This is a genomic window from Janthinobacterium aestuarii (assembly GCF_046113285.1).
Taxonomy (GTDB): Bacteria; Pseudomonadota; Gammaproteobacteria; order Burkholderiales; family Burkholderiaceae_D; genus Janthinobacterium.
This window is the reverse complement of the sequence record NZ_CP142524.1, coordinates 2,890,469-2,906,024: the sequence shown is the minus strand read 5'-3', so window position 1 is coordinate 2,906,024 and position 15,556 is coordinate 2,890,469. Positions and strand designations below refer to the sequence as shown.

Below are 15,556 nucleotides of genomic sequence, written 5' to 3'. Positions count from 1 at the left end.
GCAAATGCGCCCTGCATTGGCGGCCATGCACCGCTATGCCGGCCTGCTGATGGCCGGCTTCCTCATCGTGGCCGGCGTCACGGGCAGCGCGCTCGCGTGGAAGGATGAACTGGAGGCGGCCCTGCTGCCTGCCGTCTTCCGCGCGGCGCCGCCAACGCCGGGCGCCGCGCCGCTCGACGCCCTGCTGCTGCGCGAGTCCGTCGCCGCGCGCTTCCCGCAAGCGCAGCTCAGCTACGCGCCGCTGTCGGCACCGCCCGGCCACAGCATGGTGTTCTACCTGCGCCAGTCTGGCGACGCGCCGCCGGCCAGCGATGAAGTGTTTGTCGATCCGTACACGGGCGCGGTGCTGGGCCAGCGAAAATGGGGCGAGATCGGCCAGGGTGCCATCAACCTGCTGCCCTTCATCGAGCGCCTGCACTATGCGCTGGCGCTGGGCGACACGGGCTTGCTGATTTTCGGCCTGATCGCCATCGTCTGGACCATCGACTGCTTCGTCGGCGCCGCCCTGACCTTCCCCGCACGCCTGAAAAAACGCTCGCCGGGCAGCAAGCCGTGGCTGCTGCGCTGGCGCCCGTCGTGGCTGCTGCGCCGCCATGGCGGCACTTATAAACTGGTGTTCGACCTGCACCGCGCGGGCGGCCTGTGGCTGTGGGCCATGCTGCTGGTGTTTGCCTGGAGCGGCGTCGCCTTCAACCTGTACGGCGCGTATGCGGCCGTGATGCATCCGCTATTTCCCCATCAGCCAGCCGAGGAAGTGGTGGCGCGGCACACGCCGTCGCCGGGGCCACGGCTGGACTGGCCAGCGGCCCGTGCGCAGGGTCGCAGCCTGATGGCGCAGCTGGCGCGCAGCGGGCACTTTGCCATCCTCGAGGAAAATGCGCTGGCCTACGAGCGCGCGCTGGGCGTCTACAGCTACAGCGTGCGCAGCAGCCGCGACGTGCGCGAACACAAGGGCCTGACCACCGTCTTTTTCGATGCGGCCAGCGGCCGGCAGCTGGCCGCCTGGCTGCCCACGGGCGCGGCCAGCGGCGACACCATCCGCAGCTGGATCAGCGCCCTGCACATGGCCTCGATGTGGGGCTGGCCCTTCAAACTGTTCATCTGCGCCATGGGCGTGCTGGTGGCGGGCCTGAGCGTGACGGGCGTGCTGATCTGGCGGCGCAAGCGCCAGGGGCAAGCCAGGGCCAGGGCGCTAAGCCATTAATCAGGGAAAACCGATGAACGCCGGCGGCACGGCCTGCGTCAGCCACACGCCGTTGTCTGACACATAAAACACGTGGCCCTGCGCCTGCATCGCGGCCGCATCGACCGTCAGCACGACGGGCTTGCCGTGGCGCGCACCCACGGCCACGGCCGTTTCGCGGCTGGACGACAGGTGCACGTGATTGCGCGCTCCCGGCAGCAGGCCGCCGGCACGGATCGCCGCTACAAAGCGGCTGGCCGTGCCGTGGTACAGCATGGCGGGCGGCGTGGCGGGCGGCAGTGCGATATCGACGGCGGCCAAGGAATGCCCCTGGTTGGCGCGGATGCGCAAGCCGTCATCGCTGATCGCGTAGCGCGTCTTGCTGTCGCGCGCCACCACCTCATCCAATTGTTCGCGGGAAATATGTCGCCCATGCTGGGCAGCGTGCGCCAGCAGCTGGCCGATATCGGCCCAGCCCTGGGCATCAAGGGCGAGGCCGATTTTTTCAGGCGCGTGGCGCAGGATAAGGGAAAGGAATTTACTGATTTGTACTAGGTGATCGGTCATGCCCCAGTCTACCGTTATCAGAACGCATACGACAAGGTCAAGCGCGCGGACCGGGGTTCGACGGGATGAAAGTGCCGGTCATTCACGCCGTCCGCCCCCTCGCCGGGCAGACGCGACGCATAGTAGTAATCGATGTCGCTGGCGCGTTTATTCAACAGGTTGAACACGTCGAGCGACAGCCGCGTCCTGCGGTCGAGATGGTAAGCGAGGCGCGCATACGCGAGGGTGGTCGACGCCGAGCGCACGCTGTTGTCCTCGATCAGGGGACGGGGGCCGAAATAGCGCAGCTGCAAGGCGCCCGACCACGCTCCCCGGTCCGTCACGGTCACGCCGAACGACGCCACCTTGCCGATCGCGCCCGGAATATGGTTGCCGGCCGCATCGTTTTGCGTGTAGCGCGAGCGCGAGGCTGCCAGGTCCAGGTCGAACAGCAGCCACGGCGCGGCAACATAATGGTTGTTCCACTCGATGCCGTGGCGGCGGCTGGCGCGGCTGGGCTGCGTTTCGCCAGCATCGCCCACGAACAGCAGTTCCGACGCCAGATCGAGGCGCCACAGGGCCAGCGAGCTTTGCAGGCCCGGCAGCCATTCCGTGCGCGCGCCCAGTTCCAGGCCCCTGGTCGGCACGAGGGGCGTCACGGGAGCCGAAGGCGTGCCATCGGGCAAGCGCGTCTGCGTCGTGCCCCGCGCATCGTTGCTATGGAAACCCTTGCCGTAGTTCACGAAGAATTCCGTCTGGCTCCACGGCCCCAGGATCACGGACAGTTTCGGCGACACCACGTGGTCCTGCGCCGTACCGCTGTTGCCGGCTATGCTGCTGGCCACATTGAAACGGTAGGTGTCGTAGCGCACGCCCGCCACGGAACGCAGCCACTGCAGCCACTGGGTCGTGTTTTCGCCGTACAGGCCGACGCTGGCCTCGCGCACCCGGTCTTCGCGCACCGTGGCTTGCCGCACTCTGTCCACCGTGCTGTACAGGCCCACGGGCGACACCCGGTCATAACGGGCCTGCACGCCGAGCTTGTTGCGCATGGAAAACCCCGCCAGCTCCGTGGTCCAGCTTTCGCTCGTGTTGACACCGGCCACCGTGCGCCGCTCGCTTTGCTGGAACTGGTCGCCGGCGGCCGGGTCGGCCAGGAAATAGGTGAAGTCACTGTTGAGTTCCAGCTGCGAGCGGATCAGGTACGCGTCAAACTCGAACACCCGGTTTTCCGTGCGCCGGCGCATCGCATACGACAGGCTGGCGCGCGAGGTGTCGCCGCCGTCGCTGGGCGCGAGCGAGCCAAAACGGCCGATCTGGCCGGACTCCACGGCGCGCAGCGGCACCTGGTCCGTGGCGTTCCAGCTGTTCTTGTAGGCCATGGCCGTCACGCTGAAGCCGTCGTCCGGCGTGCCCTGGCTGTAGCGCAGCACGCCGCTGACCTTGCGCACGCGCTCCGGCACGTCCCAGGGGCCATTGTTGCGGTTCACTTCCAGGCCATACAGCAAGGTGCCTGGTCCTGCATCAAGGGAATCGGCCACGACGGCGCGCACATAACCATGCTGGCCCACGGACACGCTGGCCTGGCCTTGCGGCAATCTGTCGGCCAGGCGGATGCGCGCCGCGCCCGCCGAGGCGAAATCGCCTTCGCCGGCGAAATACGGCCCCTTCTTGTAATCGATGCGCTGCACCAGCTCGGGAATGAGGAAATTGAGATCGGAATAGCCCTGGCCATGCGCATGCGTGCGCATGTTGACGGGCATGCCGTCCACATAGGTGGCGAAATCCGTGCCATGGTCGAGGTTAAAGCCGCGCAGGAAATACTGGTTGGCCTTGCCGTCGCCGCTGTGCTGGGTGACGATCAGGCCCGGCACGAATTCCAGCAATTCGCCCGTGCGCAAGGCGGGCCGGTTGACGATCAGCTCATTGGTGATGACGCCCTGGCTGGCCGCATCCGAGGTGCCGACGGCGTTGTCGTAGTGGCCCGTCACGCGCACGGTGCGCGACGCATCCGTGGGCGATGCGGCCTCCGGCGCAGCCGCCTTGCCGGCACCGGCCACCAGCAACAAGGCACAAGCTGCCAGCTGTTTGCGTTTTATCAACCGCATCGCGTCTCCCCTTTTTATGATGTCAGTACAGGCTCCTACGGGATATATACGCGGCAGACCGGCTGCCTGGATTCAGCATTTTTCAAGGAGCGACCGTGGACCTGAGCGACAGCAGCGGCAAGGCGAGCAAAAGCGTCACGGCGGCCGTGCGCAAGCGCGACGTGCTGCCGTACATCCTGCTGTTCATCTTGCTGGCGGGCTTGCTGGCCGTGCTGGCGGGCGCCCTGCTGCCGCCCTACTACCACGCCGTGCCGGCCCTGCTGTGGAGCCTGGGCTTTTGCGTCAGCGGCATGCTGCTGGGGTTTTTATTCGGCATACCGCGCAGTCTGCCCTCGGGTACCGTCAACGCCGCCCCGCCCGACGAGCAGGCTAATGGCAAGGGCCGTTCCACGGACGAGCCTCCCCCGGCAAGCGCGGACGCGGCAACCGGCAACCCCAGCAATACCCTGTTTCTGGGCACGCCCACGCCCATGGAAATCAATTCGAATCTGGTGGAAGTGTCGGACTGGCTGACGAAAATCATTGTCGGCGTGGGTTTGATCGAGCTCAAAAGCCTGCCTGGCAGCGCGCGCAGCATGGCCGCCTTTATCGCGCCCAGCCTGGCCACGGACACGCCCACGGCCATGGCGGTAGTGGGCGGCATCATGCTGTTCTTTTCCGTGCACGGCTTTTTGATCGGCTATTTGCTCACGCGCATTTACCTGTCCATCATGATCAAGCGCGCCGACAGCCTCGTCAAAAACGAATCCGTGCGCCTGGAAAGCGGCAAGGAAATCGAAGTGACGGAACTGAGCCGTTTGCAGCAAAAGTCGCTCGACGACATGCAGGAAGCCGTCACGCAGCTGCTGCTGGCCCATCCCCCCGATGGCGCCGCCGCCGTCACGGCCCTGGCCGCCGCGCCGACGGCGCAACGGCCGGTCAGTCTCGTGCTGTGGCTGGACGACCACCCGCGCAACAATACCTTGCTGATGGAGCAGCTGGAGCGGGAAAACATCAAGGTGGACCAGGCCGTGTCGACGCGGCAGGCGCTGGCCATGCTGCAACAGAAGCACTACGCGCTGTTCATCACGGACATGGCCAGGGTGGAAAACGGCCGCCGGGTCAAGGATGCGGGCGTGCGCACTGTGCGCGAAGTGCGGCAGGCGCAGCCCGCATTACCGATCATCGTCTATTGCAACAAGGATACGTTGGCAAGCTATGGCACGGAAGCGCAGGCGGCGGGTGCCCGTTTCATCACCACCTCGGGCACCAGCCTGCTGGCCAGCGTCAACAAGCTCATACATGAACAACGCGGAAATGAGGCTCAGCCGCCGTCGCAGGCGTAGCTGCCCACGTGGTGCAGCGAGCTGCGCTGCGGATGCGCCAGTCGATTCGGCGCGAACACGCAGACGACCGTATCGGCCAGCACACCCTGCGCGTCCGCGCACGCCTGCGCCAGCCAGTTGTCCGCATACGACACGCCATCGAGCAACTCTGCCAGCGGCGCGGGCGCGGCCAGCAGCGCGCTCTCGAAGCAGGCCGGCTCATAACACGTGAGGCCCGTTTCCAGGAAGAATGGCGACGGCACGGCATCGCCATCTTCCGTGTACGCGGGCGCCAGGTAAGCCTGCAGCGCTTCCCAGCTGGGAAAGCGGCCGCTGCAGGTGAAGACGTGGACCATGGGCAAGTTGGACGTCAACTTACAGCTTCTCCATCTTTTGCCGCACGGTCGGCGCCGTCGAGGCCGTCGGCGCCAGTTCCAGATAGGTTTTATAGGCCGCTTTCGCCTTGGCCGCATCGCCGGCTTTGGCATACGCGTCGCCCAGGTTCAGGTAGGCGATGGCGCGCGACGGGTCCATCTTGACCGTGTTTTCAAACCAGCGTGCCGCTTCGCGGTATTTTTCCTGCTTGTAGAAGACAAAGCCCAGGTTATTGGCCGCCAGCGCGAAGTCGGGGCGCAATTTCAGCGCTTCCGTAAATTGCGCTTCCGCCTGCGCGTACTGTTTCTCCTTGTACAGCTGCAAGCCGCGGTCGTTGGCCCGCTGGGCCAGCTGGCGCGTGGAGGTCGGCACGGCGCCCGGCGTGACGATCTTCTGTTCGCCTCCCTGCAAATCCTTCACCGTCACGCTGGCCGCAGCCGGCTTCGCGTCGAGCTTGCTGTTCAGGGCGATGGCTTCCGTCGACAGCTGCGTCGTGTTCGGGCTGAGGAATTCCGTCTCGCCCGGCAATTCGAAGACGAAATCGCCCCCTTCCGATCCGGGCAGGCTGCCGAACGCGGGCGTCTGGTTCGACACGCTGGACACGGCGGGGGCTACATACGCCGCCAGTTCCGTGGCCGTGATGAGGCCGTCACCGTTCAGGTCGCCCTTGCCCGCAAGGCCTTGCAACAGCGTCCACGTAAACACGGAGTGACCGTTCGGTCCGCCATCGGCCACCAGCTGGTCGCCGCCGCCGGCCGTCAGCATTTGCCGGCCGATGCGTTTGGCGTTGTCGCGCAAGAAAGAGCTGGAACCGGCGCCGCGCGTGAGGCCCAGGCCGCTGTAGCAGGCGTCCATGACGAAAAACGCATGTTTGGCCGTCAGGGACTCCGCGATATTCTGGATTTCCGTCATCGGAATCGCATCCGTGGCGAACTGCGCCGGGTCGGAATCGACGGGCACGATGTAGCCAAGGTCGCGCCCCGAGCTCAGCTTGCGCGTGGCGCCGTGGCCGGCGAAGAAGACGAAGATACGGTCATTCTTTTGCACGCCGCCATGGGCCAGCTTGTCGTGGAAGGCGGCCAGGATGTTGTTGCGCGTCGCTTCGCCGTTTTTCAGGGTCACGACGCGCTCGGGCGCAAACGCGAATTTTTCGATCAGCGTTTCGCGGATGCCCTGCGCGTCGCGCACCGCATATTGCAATTTCGGCCATTTCGCGTAATCGTCGATGCCGATCACGACGGCCCAGGAATTGGCGTAGCCCGTGGTGACGGGCACTTTCTCGGGCGCGGGCGCCGTGCTTTTCGCCACCTGGAAGCTCGTGCCATCCCAGCCCGCAAATTGATAGCCTTCCGCGATCAGCTTGTCGAGCACGGCCGGCAAGGCTTTCACCGTGCGTTCGTGGATATCGTGGAACAGGACGATGCCGCGCCCCGCCTTGTCGACGGACGCCAGCACGCGGTTCGTGATCGAGCTGGGCACGGGGTCGGCCCAGTCCAGCGAATCGATATTCCACATCACGGATTTCAAATGGGCATCGGCCAGCGCGGCCATGCCTTCGCTGTTGCGCGCGCCATACGGAAAGCGGAACAGCGCGGCCCGCTCGGGGCTGATGGCTTTTAATAAAGTGTCGGTGCCGAGGATTTCGCCTTTCAGCTTGTCGCCCGTCTGCTTCGACAATTGTGCATGGCTGAAACTGTGGTTGCCCACGGCATAGCCTTCCTTCATCAACTTGCGGCTCACTTCCGCGCCCGCGCCCAGCTTGGCGTGGCCTTCCGCGTCCAGGCTGCCCAGGTTGCGTCCCACATTGAAGAACACGGCCGGCACGCCATACTGTTTCAAAATGGCGCTGATTTCTTCCGTGTAACGGCGGTGCGGGCCGTCGTCGAAGGTCAGCACGATGGTTTTCTTCGGCAAGCCCAGGCCGAAGATTTCCGCCTCATCTTTTTTTGGCGCCGGCTTGGCTTCGGGCATGGAGCCGGCGGGAGGAACAGCATACGGCACGACGATGCCGTTTTCCTTCAGAATCTGTTCGCGGCTGTACAGTTTTTTCAGCTGCGCCACGTAATCGTCCCACCGTTCACGCTTGAGTTCGATGGACCGCTGGCCCAGGTTGCCGAAGATTTGCCGGATTTCCTTCTCGTAATTGCGCTCGATCTCGCCCAGCGCGTCGAGGTCTTCGGAAATGCGCTTGTGAAGCTTGATCGCCGGCAAGGACGAGTCCTTGGCCACGTCGGCCAGCATGCTTTGAAGCAGTTCGCGGAAAGCCAGGCGGTCCGCGTCATACAGGCCGGGATCGGATTCGATATAGGTGAGCAGGCTGTCGAGCGCTTCGAAGCGGCCCGGATTGGTGGGTGCCGTCAATTGATCGAGCGCTGCATCGAGCTTGGCGATGCGCTCCTGGTTTTCATGGAACAGGGCCTGGCCCACTTTACGGGCTTCGTCGCGTGCGCCTTCTGGCAAGCTTTGCTCGTCGGCCAGCAACACGATGATCTTGCGGAAATTGCCCAGCAAGTCGCGGAATTGGCTGGCCACGGCGGCCGTATCGACGGCGGAATGCGGTGCGGCGGCCGGGCTGCCCGCGGCGGGAGCGCCCGGCGTGGCGGTGGCGGCCGGACGGGTGTAGCTATAAATGCCGGCCCCAGCGGCGAGAGCCACGACAACGGTGGCGGCGATCTTGATCGGCTTGGAAGTCACAGGCTTGTCATTCCCTTCACATACTATGCATACAATTCAGATGGCGCGGATGCGCAAGATGCATAATTGTAAAGCACGCTTGGCACTTGCTCAGCCCGCACGATGAATTTCGGCAATAATATCGCTGCACACCTTCATAGATAGTGAAAACGGGAACGACGATGCACAAGAAACTCTGCGCTGCGGCGCTGATGCTGGGCGTGGCCCTGATGCTGCTGCAACTGCGCGCGCATGCGGGCGACGACACGGACAAGGTCGTGGCCGGGCGCGTGTGCCTGCCGCACTGAGCCACGTCCCACGCGAGCACTACACCTTGGCCGGTTCCCAGTAATTGGCCAGGCCCAGCTTTTTCAAGCCGGCCGCCACGAAACGCGGTTCCAGCAACTCTTCCGCCGTCAACGGTAGCCGGATCAGCTTTTGTTCCTGCGCAAACGCCAGCACGCGGCGGTAATGACGGTACACGGCGTCGTCGTACAGCGGCGACCAGCGCTCCTTCCACTGCAAGCCCGGATCGTCGTAGCTGCGCCGCACCACGCTGTCGGGCGTGCCGTTGCGCGTGCCATCCTTGATGATGGCCTCGCGGTTGCCATCGAGCGCCGCCCAATGCTGGGCCCGCAGCCAGGCCGTGGCCACCAGTTCGGCAATATCGGGATAGGCTTGCGTAAAGTCGCGCCGCGCCCACAGTTCCGCGCGCATTTTCCTCTCCGGCAAGCCCTTGCTGGACCAGATGATGCGGCCGATGCCCTTGTCTTCCAGCGGATAGCCATTGATCATGAACAAGGCGTCGACGGCGCCCGTGGCCAGGGCGGCCGTGCCCGGCTTCAAATCCATATTGATCAGGCGGAAATCCGTGGGCGACATGCGCTGGTCGGCGATCAGCTGGCGCAAGCCCAGTTCCCACGGCCGGCCCCGGTGCACGCTGATGCGCTTGCCCTTCAGCTCGGCCAGGGACGTGGCGCGCGAGCCGGTGGGCACCAGCAGGAACTGGTCCGTGCCGCGCCCCGCCGGCACGATCACCTGCGTGCGCACGCCGCCCGCGTTGAGTATGACGGACGGCAAGTCGCCATAGGCGGCCATGTCGATGCGCCCGCTGGCGAACGCCTCGTTCATGGTCGCGCCCGTGTCGCCCGTGACGGGCAGCCATTCCAGCCGCACGCCGCGCAGCTTGAGTTCGCGGGCCAGCCAGCCTTCCTGCTGCACGCGGTAAGCGATGCCGCCCAGTTCCGCCTTGCCGTTTTCCGCAAAGCCCGTCGAGGCGATGCGCAGGGCCGCCGGCGGCGCCCCCGCCGCTTTCGCCGCCGAGGCCGCCTTTCCCGCCAGGGGCAGCAAGGCCAGCCCGCCCATCACCGTGCGTCGCCGCATCGCATTCTCCTCATCATCGAACATGGCCACCGTTGACGTGCTTCCCGCTCAAGCCGCGCGGCGCGTCTGCGCCAGCGCCGCGTCGAAAGGACGGGGATCGATCCACGCGCGCACGTCGACCTTGCTGGGCAGGAAGTTCCAGCGGAACAAAAAGTCGCTGAAATCCTGCAAGCCGGCGACCGACGTTTCCGCCAAATCCGTGTCCAGGCGCAGATGGGCATCCTTGCCGTAAGCCACTTGCACCCAGTGCTCGCTGGCATTCGATTCGCGCGCCAGGAAACGCCGCGTCTCGTCCGCATGACCGCGTGCCCACGCTTCGGCCCGCAGCACCTGCTCCACCAGAGTCACGGCGGAAGCAAAATGGTGGTCGAGCAAGTGCGCATCGACGGTCAAGGTGCGCGGCGTGCCGTTATTGGCGCGGATCAAGGGCTCCGGATGGCTGCCCGTATCGATCACCGTGTGCAAGCCGAACTGCTGCGCCAGCTGGGCGGCCGACGCGCCTTTCAGGAAAATGGCGTCGACCTCGCCCCGCAGCAAGCCCAGCAGCTCCGGGCTTTGGCCGCCGCGCCGCGCGCCGCTGAACAGATTCGTTGCCGCGCCCCGCTCCGGTGGCGTTTCGCTCTGGCCCGCTTGAATGACATAATCGACCAGTTCCACGTCGGCAACCGTCAAGCCTTCCAGGCTCAGCGCATTTTCCAGCCCCCGCAAGGCTTGCGCGCGCGCAAAGTCGATCTGCGCCCTGGCCCACAGGGGCAAGCCGAAGCGCCGGCCCTTCAAGTCGCGCACCGTCTGAATGCCGCTGTCGGGCAGGGTCAATATCAGCTGCGTCTCGTCCGACCACGACAGGCCGATGACGCGCGTGTCGCGTCCCGCCGCACGCGCCCACAGGGCGGGAATATTGCCGCCGTGGCGCACGGAGTTCTGCAAGGTATGGTCGAAATGCGATTCGCGCACGGCTTCCTGGTCCGATTCGCGCAAGGAGCGCAAGCTCGTGCCGTCGGCGCGCAAGGCGTCTTCCAGCCAGCCCTGCTGCAGGGAAATGCCCAGGCCCGTGGGGACGGGGCAGCGCGTGTACCACAGGGTGTCGAGTGCTTGGTTTGCTGCCTGACTTTCATTGCTCATGCTGTCTCTCCAGGTTGATGAATATCAAAAAACTACAGCGCCATCCTGCGCGCCCATTCATTGCCATCCCACAGGCTGCTGGGATCCACTTCCTGCGCCACGGGCGCGTGCGTGTCGTCGAGGTCGCTGAAATCCGCATGCAAGCCGTCGCGGATGGCAACGAAGCCCTGCGAACCGCGCTGGCGCGGGTGGGCCAGCGGCACGTCCTGCACGCGGCGCACCTTGCCGGGCCGCGCATCGAGCACGACGATGCGGTCGGCCAGGTAGACGGCTTCGTCGATGTCATGCGTGACCATCACCATGGTGATGCCCTCGTCCTGCCACAGGCGGCGCAATTCCTGCTGCAAGCGCAAGCGGGTCAGCGCGTCGAGCGCACCGAGCGGCTCGTCCAGCAGCAGCACGTCGGGCCGCCCGACGAGCGCACGCGCGATGGCCGCCCGCTGCGACATGCCGCCTGACAATTGATGCGGATAGGCATCCGCATAGCCGTCGAGGCCCACGCGCGCGATTTCCGCCGCCACGCGGGCGTCGCGCTCGGCCTGCGGCACACGGGTATTGCTGAAGGCCACGGCCACGTTCTGCTGCACCGTCAGCCACGGAAACAATCGGTGATCCTGGAACACGAGGCCCCGGCGCAAGTCTGTGCCACGGATCGGCACGCCGTCGTGCAGCAGCAAGCCCGTGTAATCCGTGTCGAGGCCCGCCAGCAGGCGCAGCAAGGTGGATTTGCCGCAACCGGAGGCGCCCACGATGGCGACGAATTCGCCGGGGGCGATGGTCAGCGAAATATCGTCGAGCACGGGTAGCGGCGCGCCTTTCAGCGCAAACGACTTGCTCACGTGCTGCACTTGCAAGCCGCCGCTCAGCTGCTGCCGCTGCGGCAGCAAGGTCGATGGGGAAACAAAATCATTCATGGCGCACTCTCTGCAGTGGGGGCGAGGGAAGGAATGGCGGCGGGCGGCGCCCGGCGCAGCCAGCGGCTGCCGTGGAAACAGAGCCAGGCGGCCAGCCACGGAAACAGCCAGATCAGAAACACATTGCGCAAGCCCGCCACGTCGGCCAGATGGCCGGCCGCCAGCGCGCCGGCCGTGCCGCCCACCATGCCGAACAGGGTCAGATGGGCGGAAACGCGGGCCTTGTCGACGGGCGCGCGGGCGATGTTGTCCGTGTTGACGAGGTTATTCACGCCCAGCCCCAGCCCCAGCAGCACGGAAGCGGCCAGGTAGGTGATGCTGGACGGCCACAAGCCCAGGATCAGCAAGGCGGCCATGATGGCCAGGTGCGCACCGCCATACAGTTGCTCGCGGTAGCGGCTGGCCAGCACGAAACGCCCCAGGAACAGCAGTACCAGCACGCAGCTGAGTCCCTGCACGGCCATCAGCCAGACGGAGTGGTGCGCAGGCCAGTGCAGCACGCGGATCGCCAGCAGGATGGAAAACACGCCCACGCTGGATGCCGTGAAGCTGGCGAGGATTTCGAACAGGTAAGTCACGCGCACGATAGGCAGGCGCAGCAGCTCGCGCAGGCTGGCCGCACCGGGCAGCGCACTTTGTCCTATCTGCTTGCGCGGTGCCGTGTTATCCGGCAAAGTATTGTTGGGCAATACGTGCCAGCCCAGCACGGCCAGGATGGCGAACATCAGGGCGGAAATCAAAAAGCCCGCCTTCAGGCCCAACTGCGCGATCAGGTAGTTGCCGCAGAGGGGACCCAGGAACTGCATGCCGAGGATCAAGGTGCCCTTGTACCAGCCCGCCTTGCCCTGCCCCAGTTCCGGCAAGCGCACGAGAAACACGGTACTCATGGCCACGATGCGCAGCGAGATGCACAGGCCCACCAAAAACATCAGCAGGGCCACCCATTGCCAGCCGGGCAGCCACGGCAGCACGCAAAAGGCCAGCGCCAGGCTCAGGCTGACGCCCGCGTACAGGTGCTTCGGATTGCCGCGCGACAAGATGTAGCCGGCCGGAATGGTCCCCAGCGCCATGGCCAGGGTTTCCGCGCTGCTGATTGCGGCCAGCTGGAAATTACTCACGTGCAAATGCAAGCCCAGCAAGGTGGCCAGCACCTTGTTCATGCCGATCGTTACGCCCGACAGCAGGGTCAAGCCGATAAAGCGCAGCAGGAAGGCGCGCAGCTCCCCTTCGCGAGCACTGACGGCCGCGTCTGGCTGGAATGGCAGGGATTTACTCACTGCTGCGCCCCTTCACCAGCAAACGCGCCAGTCGCGCAAACGCCACGTTCATCGCCTGCGCCAGCAGTGCGATCACCAGCACGGCCAGCAGCACGACGTCCATGCGGCCCGACACCTCGCCGTTGAGCAGCAAGGAACCCATGCCGGGACCGGCCGCAAACAGCAATTCGCCGCCCAGGCACGCGAGCCAGGCGAACGCCAGCGCATGCGTGACACCGGTGACGATGGCCGGCATGGCGCCCGGCAACAGAATCTGGCGCAGGGTTTGCCAGCGCGTCAGGGTCAGCACCTGCCCCACTTCGCGCAGTCTCCCTTCCACCTGGCGCATGCCCGCATACGTGTTGAGCACGGTGGGATAAAAGGCGGCGATGGCGATCACGAGCAGCTTGGCGCCGTCGCCATTGCCCACCCACAATCCCAGCAAGGGAATCAGCCCCAACAGGGGGACTTGGCGGATGCTGTGGAACAGCGGGCCGATCAGCCGGTCCGCCAGCGGCGACTGCGCCATCAGCGCACCCGTGACGATGCCGGCGCTGCCGCCCAGCAGCAAGCCGGCCAGCGTGCGGCCCAGGCTGGCGCGCAGATGCACCCACAGTTCGCCCGTCCAGACCAGGTCGCGCAGGCTGTGCGCCAGATCGCCCAGCGACACAAAGATGTAGGCGGCGGCAGCGCCCTGGCCGGATGCCCATTGCCAGGCGCCCAGCAAGGCCAGCGGCAGCAGCGCGCCCTTGAAGATCACACTCAAACGTTGCTTCATGAGTTCTCTCCACTGCGCTTCCAGCGCATCAGCCGTGCTTCCAGCGCATGGCAGGCCCGGTCCAGGCCGAAGCCGATCACGCCGGTCAGCACCACGCCCACCATCACCACGTCGAGGCGGAACATTTGCCGGCCCATTTCCATCATCTGGCCCAGGCCGCTGTCGGCGGCCAGCAATTCCGCGCCCACCAGCACCATCCACGAACGCGACAGCGCGATGCGCATGCCCGTCAGCGCGGCGGGCACGATGGCGGGCAGGACGATCAAACGGATGCGCTGCCAGCGCGAAAAACAATACACTTGCGCCACCTCAAAGTAGCGCTGCGACAGATTGCGGATGGCGTCATGCACGGCCAGCGCGACGATGAAGAAACTGGCCTTGGCCACGATAAACACCTTGAAACTCTCGCCTATGCCGAACAGCAAGATGAACAAAGGAATCAGGGCCACGGTCGGCAACTGGCGCAAGACATTGAAAGTGGGATCGACATAGCTGCGCAAGCCAGGCGACAGGCCCAGCACGACGCCGAAGGCCAGGCCCGCGCTGGCGCCCAGGCCGAAACCGGCCAGCAGGCGGAACAGGCTGATACCCAGGTGCTGGCCCAATTCTCCGCTTTCGGCCAGGTCCGCCGCCGTCAGCAGAACTTGCCAGGGCGACATCAAGATGTGCGCTGGCATCCACTCGAAGGTGGTGGCGGCCGTCCACAGCAGCAGCAAGGCCAGCGGCGATGCCCACACGGACCAGGGCGAGCGCACAAAACGCCGCAGCCAGGGAATGGACGCCGCATGCGCAGGCGCGCAAGAGCGCGGCAAGGCGATAGTGAGGGAAGTCATGGCGCCCAGTACGTTTGCAATTTCAGCTGCGCCAGCGCCTGGTTGACGAACTGGGGCGCGAACAGGCTGTCGACTTGCAGGGGCCGCCCGATCAGGCCCGCGCTCTTCGCATATGCCGCCTCGCCCAGGTAATGCTGGCGCAGGCTGGCCGTGAACAATGGCGACCAGCGCGCCTGCCACGGCGTATGGTCGCCTGCCAGTTCGCGCCGCACCACGCTTTCCACCTGGCCCGCCGCCGCCTCCGTGCGCACATACTCGTCTTCGCCACCGGCGCCGGCGGCCCGGTGATGCTCGCGCACATAGGCCGTCACCACCAGCTGGGCCAGCTGCGGCCAGCGTTGCAGGAAACCGCTGTCGGCCCACAGTTCGGCGCGCATCTTCCAGTCCTGCGGCGGCGCCTTGCTGGACCAGATGATCTTGCCGACCTTTTTATCTTCCAGCAAAAAGGCGTCGCTGAGGGTAAAGAAGGCATCGGCGCCGCCCGTCGCCACGGCCGCCGCGCCCGCCTGCGGATTGAGGTTGAGGATTTTCACGTCGCGCAAGCTCATGCCATTCGCTTCCAGCAAGCGCGCGAACGGGTATTCCCACGGCCGGCCACGGTGCAGGGCGATCTTCTTGCCCTTCAGCTCCTTGATCGAGCGGGCCGTGGAGCCGTTCGGCACCACCAGGTAAGTGTTGCTGAAGCTGCCACCCGGCAAAATCAGCCGCGTCTGCAGGCCCGAGGCATTGGCGATGATCGATGGCAGGTCGCCATACTGGGCCAGGTCGATCGAGTGGTTGGCAAACGCCTCGTTGACTTGCGTCGCCACGGAATTGGTGGTGACGGGCACCCATTCCAGCTTCACGCCCAGCTTGCCCAGTTCGGCCGCCAGCCAGCCTTGGGCAGCCACCTGGGCGGCCGAACCGGCAAACACGGTCTTGCCGGACGGCGCCGTGCGCGCCACGACGGCGATGCGAACGGCAGCCGGCAGCGGCTCGGCCGCCGCCGCGATGGCTGGCGCCAGCAGGCTGGCCGCCATTACGGCGACAGACAGCTTGCGCCAGCTCAAACCTAAGAATTTCAATGACATTGCGGGCCTGT

Annotated in this window: 14 protein-coding genes; 3 read left to right on the top strand and 11 right to left on the bottom strand. The window is 65.5% G+C overall.

Annotated elements, in window-relative coordinates:
• Positions 1 to 25: 25 nt before the first annotated feature.
• Positions 26 to 1,204: a PepSY-associated TM helix domain-containing protein gene (locus tag OX462_RS13020; RefSeq protein ID WP_409028623.1), complete on the top strand. Its 1,179-nt coding sequence runs from the start codon at positions 26 to 28 to the stop codon at positions 1,202 to 1,204.
• Here OX462_RS13020 and OX462_RS13015 read toward each other — a convergent pair whose 3' ends face one another.
• Both OX462_RS13015 and OX462_RS13010 read right to left on the bottom strand, forming a co-directional pair.
• The gene (locus OX462_RS13015; protein WP_409028622.1) at positions 1,205 to 1,750 is read right to left on the bottom strand and encodes an RNA 2'-phosphotransferase; all 546 of its coding nucleotides are present in this window, start codon (positions 1,748 to 1,750) and stop codon (positions 1,205 to 1,207) included.
• A gap of 17 nt (positions 1,751 to 1,767) precedes the next feature.
• The gene (locus OX462_RS13010) at positions 1,768 to 3,837 is read right to left on the bottom strand and encodes a TonB-dependent receptor (protein WP_409028621.1); all 2,070 of its coding nucleotides are present in this window, start codon (positions 3,835 to 3,837) and stop codon (positions 1,768 to 1,770) included.
• Positions 3,838 to 3,932: 95 nt separating this feature from the next.
• Between OX462_RS13010 and OX462_RS13005 the strand changes: the two genes are divergently transcribed.
• Positions 3,933 to 5,162 (top strand): response regulator, encoded by a 1,230-nt coding sequence (locus OX462_RS13005; protein WP_070218440.1) that lies wholly within the window; start codon positions 3,933 to 3,935, stop codon positions 5,160 to 5,162.
• Here the strand turns inward: OX462_RS13005 and OX462_RS13000 are convergent.
• Together OX462_RS13000 and OX462_RS12995 are read right to left on the bottom strand one after the other, a co-directional pair.
• Positions 5,141 to 5,515 carry an immunity 22 family protein gene (locus tag OX462_RS13000; RefSeq protein ID WP_409028620.1) on the bottom strand — a complete coding sequence of 125 codons (375 nt, stop codon included), beginning with the start codon at positions 5,513 to 5,515 and terminating at the stop codon, positions 5,141 to 5,143. The two genes, OX462_RS13005 and OX462_RS13000, sit on opposite strands and share 22 nt — an antisense overlap.
• A gap of 1 nt (position 5,516) precedes the next feature.
• Complete coding sequence (locus OX462_RS12995) at positions 5,517 to 8,210, bottom strand: polysaccharide deacetylase family protein (RefSeq protein ID WP_409028619.1); 2,694 nt, start codon at positions 8,208 to 8,210, stop codon at positions 5,517 to 5,519.
• Between the two features lie 161 nt (positions 8,211 to 8,371).
• Here OX462_RS12995 and OX462_RS12990 point away from each other — a divergent pair, with 161 nt between their 5' ends.
• Positions 8,372 to 8,497 carry a hypothetical protein gene (locus OX462_RS12990; protein ID WP_268993670.1) on the top strand — a complete coding sequence of 42 codons (126 nt, stop codon included), beginning with the start codon at positions 8,372 to 8,374 and terminating at the stop codon, positions 8,495 to 8,497.
• A 19-nt stretch (positions 8,498 to 8,516) separates the two neighbouring features.
• Here the strand turns inward: OX462_RS12990 and OX462_RS12985 are convergent, their stop codons facing one another.
• From OX462_RS12985 to OX462_RS12955, 7 genes are read right to left on the bottom strand one after another with little or no spacing between them, the layout of a single operon-like run.
• Complete coding sequence (locus tag OX462_RS12985) at positions 8,517 to 9,572, bottom strand: ABC transporter substrate-binding protein (RefSeq protein WP_070292301.1); 1,056 nt, start codon at positions 9,570 to 9,572, stop codon at positions 8,517 to 8,519.
• Between the two features lie 48 nt (positions 9,573 to 9,620).
• Positions 9,621 to 10,694 (bottom strand): ABC transporter substrate-binding protein, encoded by a 1,074-nt coding sequence (locus OX462_RS12980; RefSeq protein ID WP_409028618.1) that lies wholly within the window; start codon positions 10,692 to 10,694, stop codon positions 9,621 to 9,623.
• Positions 10,695 to 10,726: 32 nt separating this feature from the next.
• Positions 10,727 to 11,608 (bottom strand): ABC transporter ATP-binding protein, encoded by an 882-nt coding sequence (locus OX462_RS12975; protein WP_409028617.1) that lies wholly within the window; start codon positions 11,606 to 11,608, stop codon positions 10,727 to 10,729.
• Positions 11,605 to 12,885 (bottom strand): MFS transporter, encoded by a 1,281-nt coding sequence (locus OX462_RS12970; protein ID WP_409028616.1) that lies wholly within the window; start codon positions 12,883 to 12,885, stop codon positions 11,605 to 11,607. Before OX462_RS12970 ends, OX462_RS12975 begins: the two co-directional genes overlap by 4 nt.
• Positions 12,878 to 13,642 (bottom strand): ABC transporter permease, encoded by a 765-nt coding sequence (locus tag OX462_RS12965; protein WP_099409382.1) that lies wholly within the window; start codon positions 13,640 to 13,642, stop codon positions 12,878 to 12,880. Before OX462_RS12965 ends, OX462_RS12970 begins: the two co-directional genes overlap by 8 nt.
• Positions 13,639 to 14,475: an ABC transporter permease gene (locus tag OX462_RS12960; RefSeq protein WP_099409383.1), complete on the bottom strand. Its 837-nt coding sequence runs from the start codon at positions 14,473 to 14,475 to the stop codon at positions 13,639 to 13,641. Before OX462_RS12960 ends, OX462_RS12965 begins: the two co-directional genes overlap by 4 nt.
• Positions 14,472 to 15,545: a PhnD/SsuA/transferrin family substrate-binding protein gene (locus OX462_RS12955; protein ID WP_409028615.1), complete on the bottom strand. Its 1,074-nt coding sequence runs from the start codon at positions 15,543 to 15,545 to the stop codon at positions 14,472 to 14,474. The genes OX462_RS12960 and OX462_RS12955 overlap by 4 nt, the downstream gene beginning before the upstream one ends.
• Positions 15,546 to 15,556 lie beyond the last annotated feature (11 nt).

Excerpts from the sequence above, each read along its gene's own strand:
- OX462_RS13020 (WP_409028623.1), top strand. The coding sequence starts at position 26 with ATGCACCGCTATGCCGGCCTGCTGATGGCCGGCTTCCTCATCGTGGCC.
- OX462_RS13015 (WP_409028622.1), bottom strand. The coding sequence starts at position 1,750 with ATGACCGATCACCTAGTACAAATCAGTAAATTCCTTTCCCTTATCCTG.
- OX462_RS13010 (WP_409028621.1), bottom strand. The coding sequence starts at position 3,837 with ATGCGGTTGATAAAACGCAAACAGCTGGCAGCTTGTGCCTTGTTGCTG.
- OX462_RS12990 (WP_268993670.1), top strand. The coding sequence starts at position 8,372 with ATGCACAAGAAACTCTGCGCTGCGGCGCTGATGCTGGGCGTGGCCCTG.
- OX462_RS12985 (WP_070292301.1), bottom strand. The coding sequence starts at position 9,572 with ATGCGGCGACGCACGGTGATGGGCGGGCTGGCCTTGCTGCCCCTGGCG.
- OX462_RS12980 (WP_409028618.1), bottom strand. The coding sequence starts at position 10,694 with ATGAGCAATGAAAGTCAGGCAGCAAACCAAGCACTCGACACCCTGTGG.
- OX462_RS12975 (WP_409028617.1), bottom strand. The coding sequence starts at position 11,608 with ATGAATGATTTTGTTTCCCCATCGACCTTGCTGCCGCAGCGGCAGCAG.
- OX462_RS12965 (WP_099409382.1), bottom strand. The coding sequence starts at position 13,642 with ATGAAGCAACGTTTGAGTGTGATCTTCAAGGGCGCGCTGCTGCCGCTG.
- OX462_RS12960 (WP_099409383.1), bottom strand. The coding sequence starts at position 14,475 with ATGACTTCCCTCACTATCGCCTTGCCGCGCTCTTGCGCGCCTGCGCAT.
- OX462_RS12955 (WP_409028615.1), bottom strand. The coding sequence starts at position 15,545 with ATGTCATTGAAATTCTTAGGTTTGAGCTGGCGCAAGCTGTCTGTCGCC.